The following is a 16143-nucleotide window of genomic DNA, read 5'->3' as shown; positions in this document are numbered from 1 at the left end:
TGCCCGTTGATCACGCTGCCCCGCCGGGGATCCTCAAGATCCCCGACAGAGTCAGCGTCTCCCACGGACGGCCGGGCCTCCTCGTGCGGTACGGGACGGCCGGATCAGCTGTCCGGTACGGGACGGCCGGATCAGCCGTTGGCGAGCGCGATCACCCGGTCCAGCGCCCCGTTGAACTTGTTGTGGTCGCCCACGATCGGACCGGAGGAGGTGTACTGCCACATCGTGCGGTAGGCCCAGCCGGCCGGCAGCTCGCCGGGGGTGCTGCTGTAGCGCGCGATCCACAGCGGGTTGGTGGAGCCGAAGCCGCCGTAGTTGCCGGTGCACTGCTTCCACCAGCTGGTGGCCGTGTAGATCACCGCATCGCGGCCGGTGCGGTACTTGTAGCGGTTCAGCGTGATTCTTGCGAGGAACCCCAGGGGTTCACCCCTGGGAGGAATTGCATCCTGTCCCCGCGACGCGGAGCGTCGCCGCATCGTGTGAAGTGAAGTTACGCAGGGTGACGTACGGGTGGGAAGGGGGGCTTGGGGCTGCCGTTGGTCTACTCCTGCGAAATACTGGTCCAGCTGCGGCAACGGGTCGTGGTGGGCAGAAGTTTTCAGCATTCGGAAAGTGTTCGATGGCCGCTGAAGTGCACGACCGCGGCGACGACACCGCAGAACCTCACGCGCGGGAGATGGGTGTGGACCAGGAATTCCTTGCTCTGGAACGTGAGTTGACGGTGTTCCTGCGGCGGGCCCGTGCCAGCTCCGGCGAGATGGCGCGCGCGGTCCACCCCGACCTCGAACCGGCCGCGTACGGCCTGCTCGTACGCCTGGAGGAGGGCGGCCCGCAGCGGGCCACGGAGCTTGCCGCCTACTTCGGCGTCGGCAAGGCCACGATGAGCCGCCAGCTGCGGGCGCTGGAGGTGCTCGGCCTGGTGGCCCGCGAGCCCGATCCGGCCGACGGCCGGGCGGCCCTGCTGCGGCTCACCGACGACGGCCGGCAGCGCTTCCTCACGGTCCGGGGCGCACGCCGGGAGCGCTACGTGCGCCAGCTGGCCGGCTGGGACCGGGCGGAGGTCGCGGAACTGGCCCGGCTGCTGCGGCAGTTGAACGCGGCGGGGGACCACTAGGGGGTGTCCGGCGGGTCATGCCGCTGACGCGGGGAGCGGTCGAGTTCCGCCGCCTGGCGCGGGCCGCTCACAGTTCCGCCCACACCACCGTCGCATCGTCATGCGCCTTGCTCCGCCCCCGTACGCCTCCTGGAGCCGCCCCCGACCGCTCCGGCTCCGACTGCCGCGCCCGCTCCAGCTCCGATTCCCGCGCCCGCTCGAGCTCGCGCACCCGGTCCACGAGCCCCTGTGGCCCCGCTTTGCGCAGGAAGCGGAAGCAGTCCGTCCAGTCGCCCTCGCCGAAGGAGTCGACCCAGCGGCCGGCCCCGTCCGTGAGCCCCACGAGGGTGCGTACCTCCGTGCGCGCCCAGGAGCCCGTGACCGCGCGGGACGCCACCGAGGGGTCGGCGGCCGCCGTGAAGAAGCCGCCCTCGGTGTTGCGGCACGACTCCACCGCCGTCACATAGGCCCTTACCGCCTCGGCCCGCCCCGGGGAGGCTTCCGGGAGCGCGTGCACCGCCTCCCGCGCCCGCGTGACCCGCTCGGGCAGCCGGTCGAGCCGGTCGTCGGCGACCACGGAGACCTCGCCGGCCGGGGACTCGGCGAGGAGGACCGAGTCGGACAGGACCAGGTACTCGACCCGCTCGGCCCCCCAACGCGCCAGAACCACCGTCGCCTGAGGGGTGCGGGGGTGAGAAAGCTCACACGCGTCACGGTGCGTGTCGGCGGTGCGTGCGATCGCCCGGGAGAGGATCTCGGCCAGGCCCATATCCCGCCGCGAAACGGACAGTTCACCCAGCGCCCCGCCCAGCCGGGCCACGAACCACGGCACGTCGTGCACACAACCGTCGTCCCCGTCCGGCGGTGTCACACCGTCCAGGACGACCAGCGTGCCGCCCAGTCCGGAGGCGGGCAGCGAGACGGAGACGAAGTCCTCGTTGGGGCGGTGGGGGCTGCCGGGTTCCGTGGCAAGTTCGACGCGCATGTGCGCAGTCTGCACGACTGTGCAGAGCACCTTCACAGGGCGGGAGCGGCTGGGGAGTTGGCCTGGACCATACCTCCGGCCGCCGAGGCGGCGGGCATCCTGCCAAAGCCCGGGCCCGGCGTCCAACCGGCGCCCCGACCGGGCCCGTAGCGATACCGAAGCGGAACTTGATCCCTCAACTCCCGGCGGGGTTCACTCCTTCGGGTGGCCCCGCCCGGCTGCGGTCGTTCGCCGCGCGGGCGCGCTGGAAGGGTCACCACACGGGTCACCACACGAGGGTCACCACAAGCAAGAGCAGCACAACAAGAACACCGAGAGCAACAACGAGGATGCGAGCACCGGTGCAGAAAAAGCGGCCTGGTGAGGCCGGACCAGGCCGGACAGTTCGGGTGCGCAGCCGGCTGATCGCCGCCGTCGCGGTGGTCACCGCCGCGGTCGCCGGAGCGGGCACCCCCGCCGTGCTCGGTGCCTCCTCCCAAGTGGCCGACACCCAGCGCCTGCTTGACCTCGCCAAGCTGACCCGGCAGACCACCGCCCTCGCGCACGCCCTGACCGACGAGCGCGACGAGTTCACCGCGTACGCCGCTGCGGGCCGCCCCGAGGGCGAGCGCCCCGAGTCCGCCGCACGCGTCGACCGGCAGATCGCCGAACTCCGCGACGAGGCACCCGATGGCCTGCAGGGCGACCTGGCCGCCTTCGCCGGCGTACGCGAACACGCCCGCACCGGCAAGGACTCCGCCCTTGAGGTGCACACCGCGTACACCGAGGCGCTCGAAGCACTGCACCGCCGCACCCAGGAGCTCGCCGACCGGCTGCCCCCGCGCGCCGGAACGGGCGGGCACGCGCTCGCCGACCTCGACCGCGCCGTCGCCGAGGCCGGCTCCGTACGGGGGCTGCTGCTCGCCGCCTACGCCACACCGCGCACCGCCCCGCAGACCGTGATCGACCCTCCGCCACTCTCGGCTTCGCTCGAGCGGGAGGTGCCCCCCTCCGGGCTCTCCGGCACCACCGTCGTCCGCGGCGAGGACGACGAGCGGCGCGACGCCCTGACCGCCGCCGCGCAGCAGGCCCACCGGGCCGAGGAGGCCGCGCTCGACGCGTTCACCGCGAGCGCGCCCGCCGACCAGCGTGCCAAGCTCGACACCACCGTCACCGGCCCCGACGTGGCCGACGCGGACCGCTACCTCGCCCGCCTCACCGACAAGCCGAGCCTCAGCGAGCGCGAACTCGGCTACGACAGCGAGAAGATCGCGACCGCCCTCACCGCCCGCATCGACCAGCTCCGCAGCGTCGAGAACACCCTCGCCACCGAGCACATCAAACGCCTGACGCAACTGCGGGACGAGGATGTCACCGCGCTGGAACTGCGCATAGCGCTGGCCGGCGCGCTCGCGCTGCTGGCCCTCGGCGTCTGCATCGCCGTCGCGCGCACGCTCACCCGGCCGCTCGCCGTACTGCGCCTGGGCACGGCGCGGCTCGCGGAGAGCGAGGGCGGGGCGGCGGCGGAGCCGGTGCGCTTCACCGGGCGCAACGACGAGTTCGCCGCCGTCGTACGGTCCGTCAACGCGCTGTACGAGCGCACCGCGAAGCTGCAGGAGAGGGCCGGTGTCCTGGACGCCGACCGCAGCCACCTCCTCGGCGAGCGCGAGGAACTGGCCCGCGAACGGGCCGGGCTGCGCAAGGAACTCGCCGCCGCGCGCGACGAACTGCACCAGGCCGAGGAGAGCGTGCAGCACACGTTCGTCAACCTGGCGCTGCGCACCCTCGGGCTGATCGACCGGCAGCTCGCCGTCATCGAAGGCCTGGAGGAGCGCGAGGAGGACCCCGAGAGCCTCGCCACGCTCTTCAAACTCGACCACTTCGCCACGGTGATGCGCCGGCACAGCGAGAACCTGCTGGTCCTCGCAGGCGCCGAGCACAAGCACGCGCACCCCGGGCCGGTCCCGCTGGTCGATGTCGTCCGCGCCGCGGTCAGCGAGATCGAACGCTACGACCGCGTCCGGATCGGCACCCTGCCCCCGCACGCGCACCTCGCCGGCTTCGCCGCCGACGACCTGAGCCACCTGCTCGCCGAACTCCTCGAGAACGCCACGTCGTTCTCGCCGCCCGACGCGCAGGTCGAGATCTCCGGCTGGCTCCTGGAGAGCGGCGAGGTCATGCTCTCCGTCCAGGACGAGGGCATCGGCCTCGCCCCCGAACGCCTGCGCACCGTCAACACGATGCTTGACGACGGCGAGGCGGCGAAGCAGCACACCGGCTCCGAGGAGGGACTCGGACTCGGCCTCCACGTGGTCGCCCGGCTCGCCGCCCGGCACGGGGTCCGTGTCCGGCTCCGCGAGGGCACGAAGCTCGGCACCACCGCGGTCACCGTGCTCCCCAAGCCCCTCCTGGCCCCCGCCCCAGCCGCCCCACCCACACCGCGGATCCCCCGCACGGACCTCCCCGGCGAACTCCACCTGGCGGGCGCCGAGGCCGAGGCGAACTCGAACGTCCTGCCGGGCCGCACCGCGACGGAGCCCCTGCCCGGCTTTTCCCCGACCGCCGCACCCACCGCTGCGCAGGTCCGCGCCGATTCCGTGCCCGATGCCGGGGACGCCCTCGTGCCGGGCGCGGGGGTCAGCTCCGACGTGGACCGCGTCGAGTCCGTGCCCGGCACCGGGGGCGGTCCCGTACGCGAGGCTGCGCGGGAGTCCGTACGGGAAGAGGGAACCGGTGAGGAAGCCGGTGGCACATGGGTCGGCTCCGAGCGTGATCCCGTGCTCGGCGGCGATGATCCGGTCGCCGCGGCCTTCGGCGTGCGTGAGCCGCGTGCGGCGCAGGAACCCGGTACCGCGCGCGACGGGGACGCCGAGCGTGAGCAGGGCGAGCCGACCGGCCCGGACGAGGCCGAGCGTCTCGTCGAGACCACCCTCGAACTCACCCTCCCCGCGCCCGGGACCGACACCCCGGCCCGCCTGCGCCCCACCCGCATCGTCGCCGTCCCCGACGACCACGCGCACGAGCGCGCGGCGCACGAGCGCGCCGCGGACGAGACGCCCCGCCGCCCCGCCGAGCCCGTACGCGACGACGCGCCTGTACGTGACGTGCCACCCGTACGTGACGACATGTCACCCGTACGTGACGACATGTCACCCGTACGTGAGGACGTGCCGCCCGTACGTGACGGGGGCACCGTACGCCGCGAAGCCCCCGTACGGGACGAGGAGCCGGCACCCGGCCAGGCTCCCCCGCACGGCGCCGAGCGTCCCCCCGTCGACGAGCCCGCCCCCGTCCGTCCCGGGTCCGAGCGCGTCACCGACAAGGGCCTGCCCAAGCGCACCCCCAAGGTGAGCGCGCCCGCGAGCCGCCAGGCCCCCAGCCGTCCCCGGGGCTTGGACGCCGAGGACCTGCGGCGCCGTCTCGCCGGCTTCCGGCAGGGCGCGCAGGCGGGCCGCCGCGACGCGGAGTCCGAGACCCCCGGCGCACGCACCGCAACCACCGACGAACCGGCCGCCCCCGCCGACGTACCCGAGCAACGGCGACGCGTCCCGGCACAGGACCGGAACGCGTCGCACTCCTCGCAAGAATCCACGGATCCGGGGGACTCACTCAAGGAGGCCCGCAGTTGACGGTGTCCAGCCAGCCCGGCGCACTCAGCACCGAGGCCCGTAACCTGCACTGGCTGCTGACGAACCTGGTGGACGAGGTACCGGGCCTGCTCTCGGTCGCCGTCGTCTCCTCCGACGGCCTGTTGCTTCTGTCCTCCGACCCGGGACAGCACACCGAGCAGGCCCCGGACCCGGCCGGCCCGCGCGGTTCAAGCGCGGACCTGGCGACGATCGTCGCCGGGCTCGGCAGCCTCACCATCGGCACCGCCCGCCTCATGGACGGCGGAGCCGTGAAGCAGACCATGGTCTCGATGGACGAGGGCAGCCTCTTCGTCATGACGATCAGCGACGGCTCACTGCTCGGCGTGCATGCCACGCCCGACTGCGACATGAGCGTCGTCGCGTACCACATGGCGCTGTTCGTGGGCCGCGCCGGCCACGTCCTCACCCCGGAACTCCGCAGCGAGCTGCGCCAGTCCAGGGAACGGGAGCAAGGACAGGAACAGGAGCAGGAGCAAGGACTGGAGCAAGGACTGGAGCAAGGACTGGAGCAGGAGCAAGGGCAAGGGCGCGGGCAGGAGCGCGCGGGCGGGAACGCGAGGGCGGAGGGGCCGATCCAGTGACCAGCTCCGAACTGCCCGTCCGCGGCGCCGACCGCCGCCCCGCCCGCGTCCGCCCGTACTCGCTGACCGGCGGCCGCACCAGGTTCGGCCACGTCCTCCTGGTGGAGACCTTCGTCGCCGCCGTCCCTGCCCTCGAAGGCGCGGACGAGCGGCCCGAACTCACGGGCGGCAGCCTGCACACCAAGGTCATGCCGGAGCTGCGCGCCATGGTGGAACTCTGCCGCCGCATGCGCACCGTCGCCGAGATCGCCGCCCTGCTGAGGATGCCGCTCGGCGTGGTCCGGGTGCTGCTCAGCGATCTCGCCGACCAGGGAAGGATCCGCGTGTACGGGACGGGGCACGGCCCCGGCCGCCCGGACCGCGCGCTGCTGGAAAGGGTGCTGGGTGGACTCCGCCGTCTCTGAAACGCTCGCCGAAGAAGGCGCACAGCCCTGGCAGCTCGACCACTCCCGGGCCCCCGTCGCCACGAAGATCGTGGTGGCCGGCGGCTTCGGCGTCGGCAAGACGACCCTCGTCGGCTCGGTCTCGGAGATCACTCCGCTGCAGACCGAGGCTCTGATGACGCAGGCCTCCGCCGATTCGGACGACCTGTCCGCGACCCCGGACAAGCTGACGACCACGGTTGCCATGGACTTCGGCCGGATCACGCTCGACGACGACCTCGTGCTGTACCTCTTCGGCACGCCGGGCCAGCAGCGTTTCTGGTTCATGTGGGACGACCTGGTGCGCGGCGCGATCGGGGCGGTGGTGCTCGCCGACACCCGCCGCCTCGACGACTGCTTCCCCGCGCTCGACTACTTCGAGAGCTGCGGCCTGCCGTACGTCGTGGCCGTCAACCACTTCGAGGGGACCGAGGAGTTCACGGCCGAGGACGTACGCGAGGCGCTCACCGTGCCCGAGGACATCCCCGTCCTGATCATGGACGCGCGCCGCCGTGTCCCGGTGGTCGATACGCTGCTCGCGCTCGTCGGCCACGCGCTCGACCTGACACCTGCCTGACCACGCGCCGCCCCCGCCCCCGCCCGTCCTCGACCGAACCTCTGGGAGCCTCCTCCATGCGCAAGATACTCATCGTCGGAGCCGGCCAGTCCGGGCTCCAGCTCGCCCTCGGCCTGCAGGGACAGGGCTACGACGTGACCCTGATGTCGAACCGTACGGCGGACGAGATCCGGTCCGGGCGGGTCATGTCCACCCAGTGCATGTTCCACACGGCGCTGCAGCACGAGCGGGACCTCTCCGTGAACTTCTGGGAGTCCCAGGCCCCGCGCATCGAGGGCCTCGGCGTCTCCGTCGCCGGTCCCGAGTCGCAGCGCGTCATCGATTGGGTCGGGCGGCTCGACGGGTACGCGCAGTCCGTGGACCAGCGGGTGAAGTTCGCCGGCTGGATGGAGACGTTCGCGCAGCGCGGCGGGCAGCTCGTCGTCCACGGCGCGGCGGTCTCCGACCTCGACTACTTCTCGCGTACGTACGATCTCGTCCTGGTCGCCGCGGGCAAGGGCGAGCTGGTCTCGATGTTCGAGCGGGACGCCTCCCGCTCGCCGTACGCGGAGCCGCAGCGGGCGCTCGCCGTCTCGTACGTGCACGGTCTCGGCCCGCGCCCGGAGCACCCGGAGTTCGACGCGGTGCGGTGCAATCTGGTGCCGGGGGTCGGTGAACTGTTCGTGATGCCGACGTTCACCACGTCCGGTCGCGCGGACATCCTCTTCTGGGAGGGTGTCCCGGGCGGGCCGCTGGACGTCTTCAAGGGCGTCAAGGACCCCTCCGAGCATCTCGCGCTGACGCTGGAGCTGATGGAGAAGTTCACGCCCTGGGAGTACGCGCGGGCCACGAAGGTGGAGCTCACGGACGCGGGGGCCACGCTGGCGGGACGCTACGCGCCCACCGTGCGCAATCCGATCGGGCGGCTGCCCGGAGGCGGACTGGTGCTCGGGGTCGCGGACGTGGTGGTGGCCAACGACCCGATCACCGGGCAGGGATCGAACTCGGCAGCCAAGTGCGCGGCGGCCTATCTCTCCGCCATCGTCGAGCACGGGGAGCGTCCGTTCGACGAGGCGTGGATGCAGGCCACCTTCGACCGGTACTGGGAGACCGCCCAGCACGTCACGAAGTGGACGAACGCGATGCTGTCGCCGCCGCCGGAGCATGTCCTGAGCCTGATCGGCGCCGCGGGTGAGCTGCAGCCGGTCGCCGACCGTTTCGCCAACGGCTTCGACAACCCCGCGGACTTTGAGGAGTTCTTCTTCGAGCCGGAGAAGGCGCAGGCCTATCTGGCGGAGGTCGCCGGGGCTGCCGACGCGCTCTGAGACGCGCTCTGGGACGCGCTTTGAGAGGCGCTCTGAGACGGCTCCGCCTCGCGGATCGCCGCCAGTTGCCGCGGGGTCAGCGAGGACAGGAGCTGCTCCACGGCCCTGAGCTTCCGCTGGGCCGTGCTCCGCTGCTTCTTGCGGCGTTCGGTCAGGACCTGCTGTCTGTCCAGGGCCCGGCGGGCCGCCGTGGCGAGACGGTCCGCCCGGCGTTCCGCCGCCGTCATGCGGTGCACCGTGTCGACGCGTTCGCGGGCGAGGCGGCCGATGACGTGCCGGCGGTCGAGGGCGGTCTGCGGGTCGGGGGCCAGCAGGAGGCGTACGTAGCCGTCGAAGCCGCTGGTCTCCTGGTACTGGCGGCGCGCGAGCTGTCCCGCGGCGAGGCGGCTGTCGTCGAGGGCCAGGCGGGCCCGGGTGAGTGCCTGGGTCAGGCGGCGGGTTTCGGCGGTCTGCTTCTTCAGGCGCCTGGCTGTCGTCCGGTATCGGCTGGTCGCCTCGTCGGCGGCCTGGTAGCGCTCGCGGAGTTCGGCGAGCAGATCCGCGACCGGCCGGTCTTCCGGGGCGCGTCCGGCCGGGTCGGGCGGGGCCGGTGAGGGGCCGGCCGGTGTGTCTCCGGCCGGTGTGTCTCCGGTCAGTGTGTCTTCGGCCGCCGTGTCTCCGTCCGGTGCGGGTGCGGCCGATGGGGACGACTGCGCGGGCTCCTCCGGGTCGGGGGCCGACCGCGCACCGGCCGCCGGGGCCAGGAGACTCGCCGTGACCACCGTCGCCGTGCAGAGCAGACGCAGCGCTCGGCCCGCCATGTCATCACCTCCGCTCGTGGGGGCGGGCGGTCCGCCCCACGAGGAGCATGCGACGACGGCAGGATGAAAAGCTGATGATCGCGCGGAGTGGGCCCTTGTGCTCACCCGTTCGGGCGCGGCTTTGACCACGGCCACTTCAGCCGACCGGTCTCCGCGTTCCCGGCCGCGTCGTATTCGTACCGCCACAGCTGCCGGATCCCGCGCCGTCCCGCGGCGACGCGCCGGTAGACGACGGTCGTGGCGGGGGAGTCCTCGGTGGCGGGGACCGGGATCTTGTAGAGCTTGGGGGGATGGCCGGTCGGGCCCGTGAGGACGTCGAGCGTACGGCCGTCCAGCGGGCCGCCGAGGAAGGGGATCGGATCGCGGTTCACCGGGACAGTGTCACAGCAGATGCGCCGCCTCGCCCACCACGGTCCGCAGTCTGCGGGCCAGCTCCCCGGCCGGGCCGTCCGCCCGCTCCAGCGCGAGCGCCGAGCGCAGCACCGCCGCCGTCTGCCGGTCCGAGGCCGCCGTCGCCGTGAGCTGGGCGATGAACTGGTCGAGCAGCCAGTCGCGCAGCTCGGGGGCGGGCGGCTGCTTGCCCTCGTCGAGCCAGATCAGGGAGGCGGCCTCGACGGCCGAGAGCCACGTACGGACCAGGAGCTGCAGCCGCGGGGCGGGCGCGGGTACGGGCATGTGGGCGAGGATGCTGGCCGCCGCGGTCCGCCGTACCTCGTCGACGATCGCGCCCGTACGGGAGGTGGAGGCGACGCTGCCGCCCTGGAGCAGCGCCGCGAAGCCCGTGTCGTGGGAGTCGACGAAGGCGAGATAACGGTCGAGGGCACGGGCCAGGCGTTCGGTGAGCGGCCCGGTGGGCGGCTCGTCGAAGCACCGCTCCAGGTCGTCGGCCGCCGAGCGCAGCGCCGCCTCGTACAACTGCTGCTTCCCGCCGGGGAAGTAGCGGTAGACGAGCGGGCGGGAGACCCCGGCCGCCTCGGCGACATCGTCGAGCGAGACCTCCTCCGGCGCCCGGTGCGCGAAGAGACCGAGCGCCGCTTCGAGCAGTTGGCTGCGGCGTTCGGCGACGCTGAGGCGCCGGTAGGCGGGAGTCGGTGACCTGCGGGCGGGGGGATCCGCGGAGGGGGCCGCGCCGGGGGATGCGCCGGGGGATGCGCCGGGGGATGCGCTGGGAGATGCGCTGGAGGATGCGGGCGCCGGGGACATCCCCGAAGGGTAAACCGCCCACGTGCGCCGCATACAGGTGGCCATCGGTCGACAGGCCCTAGGCCAGCAGCCCCGAGCTCCTCCACATGCGGCGCCCCACGCCCCGGAGCACCCCGATGTCGTCGAGGAAGTCGGTGAGGCGCCTGGCGCCGGCCTGCATCACCTCGCGGCGGTGGCCGCTTGCCTTGACCTGGGCGAGCGCCTCCCGGCGGTCGAGGCCGACATCGGTGTACACCTGCGGGTTCACGAAGGCGACCGAGAAGACCCGCGCGGCCTGCCCGGTGCTCACCCGGGTCAGCTCCTGCTCCCAGCGCGGCGCCGTGACCATCTGCCGCCGCAACTCCTCGCGGGCATAGCGCACATGGCGGGCCTCCTCGACGACATGGATGCGTGTCACACCCCGTACGAGGGTCTGCACCCGCTCGTCCGGGAAGGTGAGCCGCTGCATCCAGTCGAGGATCTCCTCGCCGAGCAGCGTGGCGGCGAAGGAACCCGGCGTCGTGGAGACGGTCTTGAGGACGCGCGCCAGATTGTGGTGGAGCTTCGTGACGGGGTAGACCTGCGCCCCACCCTTCTTGATCATGCGGGCGAACATCATCGAGTGCCGGCACTCGTCCGCGATCTCGGTCAGCGCATAGCGCACGTGTGCGCTGTCCAGCGGCTTGTCGTAGATGTGCCGGACGAGCAGCTGCATCAGGATGATCTCGAACCAGATGCCGAGCGAGGCGAGCGAGGCCGCCTCGTGGCGGGCGAGATCGAGGCGCTGCTCCTCGGACATCCGCCGCCACAGCGGGGTGTCGTAGAGCGAGATGAGCTCCGGCGGCCAGAACCACTTGCCCGCTTCGAGCGGGGCATCCCAGTCGAGTTCCTCGTCCGGGTCGAAGGAGTGCTGGGCGGAGGCCTCGAGGAGCCGCTCGGCCACGAGCTCGCGGTCCTTGAGCAGGCCCAGCGCATCCCGCAGGACGGTGTGGGTGCCCGCCTGGGTCATCGTCATGGCACCAGTCACCTCGCGCGTCGGTTACCGGGGGTCACCTCTTATGAGACTCCGTGTCAGCAAGTCCGTCAATCCCCCGGACGGGAGTCCGTACGACTTGTTGACGATGCATCTACCACCGTGTGAATCTGCCAACTGCCCGGTCCTGCAAGGCGAGTCGGGGCCGTACGGGCCCGGTCTGCGAGCAGAAGGAGCCGCCCCGTGTCGACGTATGACCGCTATGTACAGCCCCCCGCCGAGCCGCTCTGGCAGGTCCCCGCCACCGGGGCGGCCCGCTTCAACTGGGAGTACGAGGAAGGCCGCGAACGCCTCCTCGCGCTCTACCAGAAGGGCAAGGACAAACAGTGGGACGGTGCGAAACGCATCGACTGGGACATCGATGTCGACCCTCACGACCCGCTCGGCACCCCCGACGAGTCCCTCTCGCTCTACGGCACCCGGCACTGGGCGAAACTCACCGAGAAGGACAAGGGCGAACTGCGGCAGCATTTCGCCTCCTGGCAGTTCAGCCAGTTCCTGCACGGCGAACAGGGCGCGATGATCTGTGCCGCCCGCATCGTGGAATCGGTGCCGGACCTCGACGCCAAGTTCTACTCCGCGACCCAGACCATGGACGAGGCGCGCCACGCCGAGATCTTCGGCCGCTTCCTGCACGACAAGGTGGGCATGGCCTACCCGATCAACGACAACCTGCAGTCCCTGCTCGGCGACACCCTCCGCGACTCCCGCTGGGACATGCCGTATCTCGGTATGCAGGTGCTGATCGAAGGCCTCGCGCTGGCCGCGTTCGGCATGATCCGCGATACGACGGACAAGCCGCTGCCGCAGCAGATCCTCGCCTATGTGATGCAGGACGAGGCCCGGCACGTGGCCTTCGGGCGGATGGCCCTGCGTGACTACTACAAGCAGCTCACCGAGGCGGAGCTGCGCGAGCGCGAGGAATTCGTCATCGAAGGCTGCTATCTGATGCGCGACCGGCTGCGCGGGGTCGAGGTCCTGGAGAACTTCGGGATTCCGAAGGCGGAGGCCGAGGAGTACAGCGAGAACTCCGAATTCCTGGCCCTGTTCCGCCAGCTGCTCTTCTCCCGGATCGTCCCCTGCGTCCGCGACATCGGCCTGTGGGGCAAACGGCTCCAGGAGGCGTACGTGGACATGGGCGTCTTCGAGATGGGCAACGCCAACCTGGACCAGCTGATGGAACAGGACGAGGAGATCGCCGAGAAACTCGACGCGGAACGGTTCGCGGCGGAGGAGGCGGCGCGGGTGGCGGAGGTCGGCGAGGCGATCGCGCAGGGGGCGGACGGCTGAGGGGCGGACCGCTGGCGGCTGGCGGCTGAGGGGCGAGGGCCGAGCGCCGGGGGCCGAGCGCCGGGGCCGAGGACCGAGGCGACCGGCCTACGATTCCCCGCGCGCCAGCCCCGCCTCCATCACCGCCCGCGCGATCGGCGCCGCGATCCCGCCCCCGCTGATGTCGTCCCGTACCGCCGAGGCATCCTCCACCACGACGGCCACCGCGACCGCCGGCCTGGGCGAGCCCTCGGCCTGGGCCCAGGAGATGAACCAGGCGTACGGGAGGCCGGCGTTGCCGAAACCGTGCTGCGCCGTACCCGTCTTGCCGCCGACCGCGGCGCCCGGAATGGCCGCGTTCTCGCCCGTGCCCCGCTCGACGACCCCGACCATCAGCTCCCGCAGCAGCGCGGCCGTGCGCGGGTTGAAGGCCCGGTGCAGCGAGCGCGGCCGGGTGCGCTCCACGACGTCACCGGAGGCGTCGGTCGTCCGGTCCACCAGATGCGGCGCCTTCATGTCACCGCCCGCGGCGACCGCCGAGGCCACCATCGCCATCTGCAGCGGCGTCGCCGTCGTGTCGTACTGCCCGATCGAGGACAGCGCCAGCTGTGCCCGGTCCATCGACGTGTCGAAGTTGCTCGTCGCGACGGGGGAGGGGATGCGCAGCCCGCGCGTGTTGAAGCCGAACCACTGCGCCGTGCCCACCATCGCGTCCAGACCCACCCGCACCCCGAGCCGCGCGAAGACCGTATTGCAGGACCAGGTGAAGGCGTAGCGCAGCGAGGCGTCCTCGCAGCCCTCCACCTCGTTGCCGAGCGAGGTCGAGGTGCCCGGCAGGCGGTACGGATCAGGGGAGTTCGTCGGGGCGTCCACATCGCGGATCACCCCCGAGTCGAGCGCTGCGGCCGCCGTGACCACCTTGAACGCCGAACCCGGCGGATACGTCTGCCGGATCGCCCGGTTCAGCATCGGCTTGCTCGCGGCCGTGTTGAGCCGCGACCAGTTCCGCGCGACCGCCACGTCGTTGCCGGAGAGCAGCCCCGGATCGTACGAAGGGACCGAGACGAGCGCCAGGATCCGCCCGCTGGTCGGCTCGACCGCCGCCACCGCGCCCCGCCGCCCGGCCAGCCCCTCGTAGGCAGCCTTCTGCATCCCGGGGTCGATCGTCGTGTGCACCCGGCCGCCCGGCTCCGGCTCGCGCGTGAGATCCCCGAGCAGCGGCAGCGGCGAGAGCAGCGGCGAGGTGCCGGCGAGGATGGAGTCCTCGGCGTCCTCCAGGAAGGTGGAGCCGTAGACCTGCGAGGAGTAGCCGGTCACCGGCGCGTACAGCGGCCCGTTCTTGTACGTCCGCTCGAATCGCAGCTGTTCGCCCGTGTCCTCGGACCCCGTCACCGGCCGCCCGCCCACGTAGATGTCGCCGCGCGGCTGCCCGTACCGCGCGATGTCCGCCCGGCGGTTCGCGGGATTGTCGTCATACGTGGCCGACTGGACGAGCTGCACACGCGCCGCGTTGAGCACCAGCAGCACGGTCAGGAGCAGGCAGAAGGCGGCCGCCCAGCGGATCTGGCGGGTCATCTACGAAACCACGTCCTCCTGTTGCGGGGAACCTGACCGTGATGTACCCATCCCTGACGTACGGGCCCCCGCACTCCCCTCGGGCGCCCGCGCCGAATCACTCAACCGGATCAGCAGCGCCACCATGATCCAGTTGGTGACCACGGACGAGCCGCCCTGCGCGAGAAACGGCATCGCCATACCCGTCAGCGGAATCAGCCCCGTCACCCCGCCCGCGATCACGAAGACCTGCAGCGCCAGGATCGAGGCGAGCCCCACCGCGAGCAGCCGCCCGAACGCGTCCCGGAGCCCGAGCGAGGCCCGGTATCCGCGGGCCACGAGCGCCGCGTACAGCACGAAGATCGCCGAAAGTCCGGCGAAGCCCAGCTCCTCACCGGCCGTCGCGAGCACGAAGTCGGACTTCGCGGCGAACCCGATCAGAATCGACTCGCCCTCACCGAGCCCGGTGCCGAGCATCCCGCCCGCGGCGAAGGCGAAGAGCGACTGGGCGAGCTGGTTCGGCCCCTCGCCCGCCTCGATCGAGGCCAGCGGATGCAGCCAGTCGGTGACCCGCGCATGCACATGCGGCTCGAACCGCGCCGCCGCATACGCCCCCGCACCCCCGAGCAGCAGCCCGACCGCGAGCCACCCCACCCGCCCGGTCGCCACGAACAGCACCATCACGAACAGCCCGAAGAACAACAGCGAGGTCCCCAGATCCCGCTCGACCACCAGCACCGCGAGACTCGCCAGCCAGACCACCACGACCGGCCCGAGCACCCGCCCCGTCGGCAGCCGCATCCACAGCACCCGCCGTCCCGCGTACGCGAGCGCACCGCGGTTCGCCGCCAGATACGCCGCGAAGAACACCGCGAGCAGAATCTTCGCGAACTCCCCGGGCTGCAGCGAGAGCCCACCGATCCGCACCCACAGCCGCGCCCCGTTCACCGGCGGAAAGAAGACCGGCACCGCGAGCAGCGCAAGCGCGGCCAGTCCCGACACGTACGCGTACCGTTGCAGCGCCCGGTGATCTTCGAGCGCGAGCACCACCCCGAGGAACAGAGCCACCCCGACCGTGGACCACACCAGCTGCGCGAGCGCGGCCTGATCATGCGGAGTCTCCTGGTCGAGCCGGTAGATGAACACCAGCCCGAGCCCGTTCAGGAGCACCGCGATCGGCAGCACGAGCGGATCCGCGTACGGTGCCCGCAGCCGCACCACGAGATGCGCGAGCAGCGCGAGCACCCCGAGCCCCGCACCGTACCCCGCCGCACCCGGGGGAACGGCCCCCTGCGCAGCGAGACCGACCGACACATAGCCGCAGACACACAGCCCCACGGCCAGCACGAGCAGCGCCAGCTCCACCCCACGCCGCCGCATGGGCGGACCGCCGGCCCCACCGGACCCGTCGACCACGACGTCCCGTGCCCCGTCGAGCTCCGCGAGCCCCGGAAGACCGGGAAGCCCCTGAAAGTCGGTGGTCGGTCGTCCGGTCATGCGCGGACGGTAGCAACGGGCAGGGGTGATCTCCTGTCATATCGGGACGTTTCTTTCCTGGCCTGCTCGCCCTGCTCGCCCTGCTCGCCCTGCTCGCCCTGCCCGATCTGCCTGGCGCCAGGTCTCCGGCCTGCCCGTTCTGCCCCGTGCACCCGCCCCCGGCCCGCCCGGCCTTGTTGGCCTGCCTGGTGCGGCATGGGCGCAGGCTCAGGTATCC

General features: G+C 72.0%; 14 protein-coding genes and 1 pseudogene. 7 read left to right on the top strand and 8 right to left on the bottom strand.

The genetic code is table 11. The annotated features are described in order from the left end of the window. Window positions 1-131: 131 nt before the first annotated feature. Window positions 132-395, bottom strand: a pseudogene (locus tag ACLF6P_RS19585) (GH25 family lysozyme); the annotation flags it as partial. A gap of 224 nt (window positions 396-619) precedes the next feature. Between ACLF6P_RS19585 and ACLF6P_RS19580 the strand changes: the two are divergent. Next, the gene (locus ACLF6P_RS19580; protein WP_415951814.1) at window positions 620-1114 is read left to right on the top strand and encodes a MarR family winged helix-turn-helix transcriptional regulator; all 495 of its coding nucleotides are present in this window, start codon (window positions 620-622) and stop codon (window positions 1112-1114) included. A 67-nt stretch (window positions 1115-1181) separates the two neighbouring features. On the opposite strand, the gene ACLF6P_RS19575 is transcribed toward ACLF6P_RS19580, so the two are convergent. After that, the gene (locus ACLF6P_RS19575; protein ID WP_415951813.1) at window positions 1182-2078 is read right to left on the bottom strand and encodes a hypothetical protein; all 897 of its coding nucleotides are present in this window, start codon (window positions 2076-2078) and stop codon (window positions 1182-1184) included. Between the two features lie 389 nt (window positions 2079-2467). On the opposite strand from ACLF6P_RS19575, the gene ACLF6P_RS19570 reads away from it, so the two are divergent. From ACLF6P_RS19570 to ACLF6P_RS19550, 5 genes are read left to right on the top strand one after another with little or no spacing between them, the layout of a single operon-like run. Then, window positions 2468-5686: a sensor histidine kinase gene (locus ACLF6P_RS19570; protein WP_415951812.1), complete on the top strand. Its 3219-nt coding sequence runs from the start codon at window positions 2468-2470 to the stop codon at window positions 5684-5686. A 2-nt stretch (window positions 5687-5688) separates the two neighbouring features. Beyond that, window positions 5689-6288: a roadblock/LC7 domain-containing protein gene (locus ACLF6P_RS19565; protein WP_415951823.1), complete on the top strand. Its 600-nt coding sequence runs from the start codon at window positions 5689-5691 to the stop codon at window positions 6286-6288. Continuing rightward, a complete protein-coding gene (locus ACLF6P_RS19560) occupies window positions 6285-6692 on the top strand; it encodes a DUF742 domain-containing protein (RefSeq protein WP_415951810.1) in 408 nt (135 codons plus the stop codon). Before ACLF6P_RS19565 ends, ACLF6P_RS19560 begins: the two co-directional genes overlap by 4 nt. Further along, the gene (locus ACLF6P_RS19555) at window positions 6673-7287 is read left to right on the top strand and encodes a GTP-binding protein (protein ID WP_415951809.1); all 615 of its coding nucleotides are present in this window, start codon (window positions 6673-6675) and stop codon (window positions 7285-7287) included. The genes ACLF6P_RS19560 and ACLF6P_RS19555 overlap by 20 nt, the downstream gene beginning before the upstream one ends. Window positions 7288-7343: 56 nt before the next feature. Further along, entirely contained in the window at window positions 7344-8591 is a 1248-nt protein-coding gene (locus ACLF6P_RS19550) for a styrene monooxygenase/indole monooxygenase family protein (protein ID WP_415951807.1), read from the top strand. Here ACLF6P_RS19550 and ACLF6P_RS19545 read toward each other — a convergent pair. The 4 genes from ACLF6P_RS19545 to ACLF6P_RS19530 all read right to left on the bottom strand — a co-directional run bounded on the left by ACLF6P_RS19545 (window position 8552) and on the right by ACLF6P_RS19530 (window position 11582). After that, window positions 8552-9391, bottom strand: a complete 840-nt coding sequence (locus ACLF6P_RS19545) for a coiled-coil domain-containing protein (RefSeq protein ID WP_415951805.1) — start codon at window positions 9389-9391, stop codon at window positions 8552-8554. The two genes, ACLF6P_RS19550 and ACLF6P_RS19545, sit on opposite strands and share 40 nt — an antisense overlap. Before the next feature lie 101 nt (window positions 9392-9492). Continuing rightward, the gene (locus tag ACLF6P_RS19540; protein ID WP_415951803.1) at window positions 9493-9762 is read right to left on the bottom strand and encodes a hypothetical protein; all 270 of its coding nucleotides are present in this window, start codon (window positions 9760-9762) and stop codon (window positions 9493-9495) included. A gap of 10 nt (window positions 9763-9772) precedes the next feature. After that, window positions 9773-10594: a TetR/AcrR family transcriptional regulator gene (locus ACLF6P_RS19535; protein WP_415951802.1), complete on the bottom strand. Its 822-nt coding sequence runs from the start codon at window positions 10592-10594 to the stop codon at window positions 9773-9775. Window positions 10595-10652: 58 nt separating this feature from the next. Further along, on the bottom strand, window positions 10653-11582 hold the full coding sequence (locus tag ACLF6P_RS19530; RefSeq protein WP_415951821.1) for an AurF N-oxygenase family protein: 930 nt from the start codon (window positions 11580-11582) through the stop codon (window positions 10653-10655). Window positions 11583-11789: 207 nt separating this feature from the next. On the opposite strand from ACLF6P_RS19530, the gene ACLF6P_RS19525 reads away from it, so the two are divergent. Beyond that, window positions 11790-12896, top strand: a complete 1107-nt coding sequence (locus ACLF6P_RS19525; protein ID WP_415951801.1) for a ferritin-like domain-containing protein — start codon at window positions 11790-11792, stop codon at window positions 12894-12896. Window positions 12897-12983: 87 nt separating this feature from the next. Here ACLF6P_RS19525 and ACLF6P_RS19520 read toward each other — a convergent pair whose 3' ends face one another. After that, window positions 12984-14450: a penicillin-binding transpeptidase domain-containing protein gene (locus tag ACLF6P_RS19520; RefSeq protein ID WP_415951800.1), complete on the bottom strand. Its 1467-nt coding sequence runs from the start codon at window positions 14448-14450 to the stop codon at window positions 12984-12986. Continuing rightward, on the bottom strand, window positions 14451-15809 hold the full coding sequence (locus ACLF6P_RS19515) for an FtsW/RodA/SpoVE family cell cycle protein (RefSeq protein WP_415951820.1): 1359 nt from the start codon (window positions 15807-15809) through the stop codon (window positions 14451-14453). Between the last annotated feature and the right edge of the window lie 334 nt (window positions 15810-16143).

The organism is Streptomyces lothianensis (assembly GCF_047779955.1).
Lineage (GTDB): Bacteria > Actinomycetota > Actinomycetes > Streptomycetales > Streptomycetaceae > Streptomyces.
The sequence above is the reverse complement of the archived record's forward strand: the minus strand, read 5'-3'. Positions and strand labels throughout refer to the sequence as shown.

Excerpts from the sequence above, each read along its gene's own strand:
- ACLF6P_RS19580 (WP_415951814.1), top strand. The coding sequence starts at position 620 with ATGGCCGCTGAAGTGCACGACCGCGGCGACGACACCGCAGAACCTCAC.
- ACLF6P_RS19575 (WP_415951813.1), bottom strand. The coding sequence starts at position 2,078 with ATGCGCGTCGAACTTGCCACGGAACCCGGCAGCCCCCACCGCCCCAAC.
- ACLF6P_RS19550 (WP_415951807.1), top strand. The coding sequence starts at position 7,344 with ATGCGCAAGATACTCATCGTCGGAGCCGGCCAGTCCGGGCTCCAGCTC.
- ACLF6P_RS19545 (WP_415951805.1), bottom strand. The coding sequence starts at position 9,391 with ATGGCGGGCCGAGCGCTGCGTCTGCTCTGCACGGCGACGGTGGTCACG.
- ACLF6P_RS19535 (WP_415951802.1), bottom strand. The coding sequence starts at position 10,594 with ATGTCCCCGGCGCCCGCATCCTCCAGCGCATCTCCCAGCGCATCCCCC.
- ACLF6P_RS19530 (WP_415951821.1), bottom strand. The coding sequence starts at position 11,582 with ATGACCCAGGCGGGCACCCACACCGTCCTGCGGGATGCGCTGGGCCTG.
- ACLF6P_RS19520 (WP_415951800.1), bottom strand. The coding sequence starts at position 14,450 with ATGACCCGCCAGATCCGCTGGGCGGCCGCCTTCTGCCTGCTCCTGACC.
- ACLF6P_RS19515 (WP_415951820.1), bottom strand. The coding sequence starts at position 15,809 with ATGCGGCGGCGTGGGGTGGAGCTGGCGCTGCTCGTGCTGGCCGTGGGG.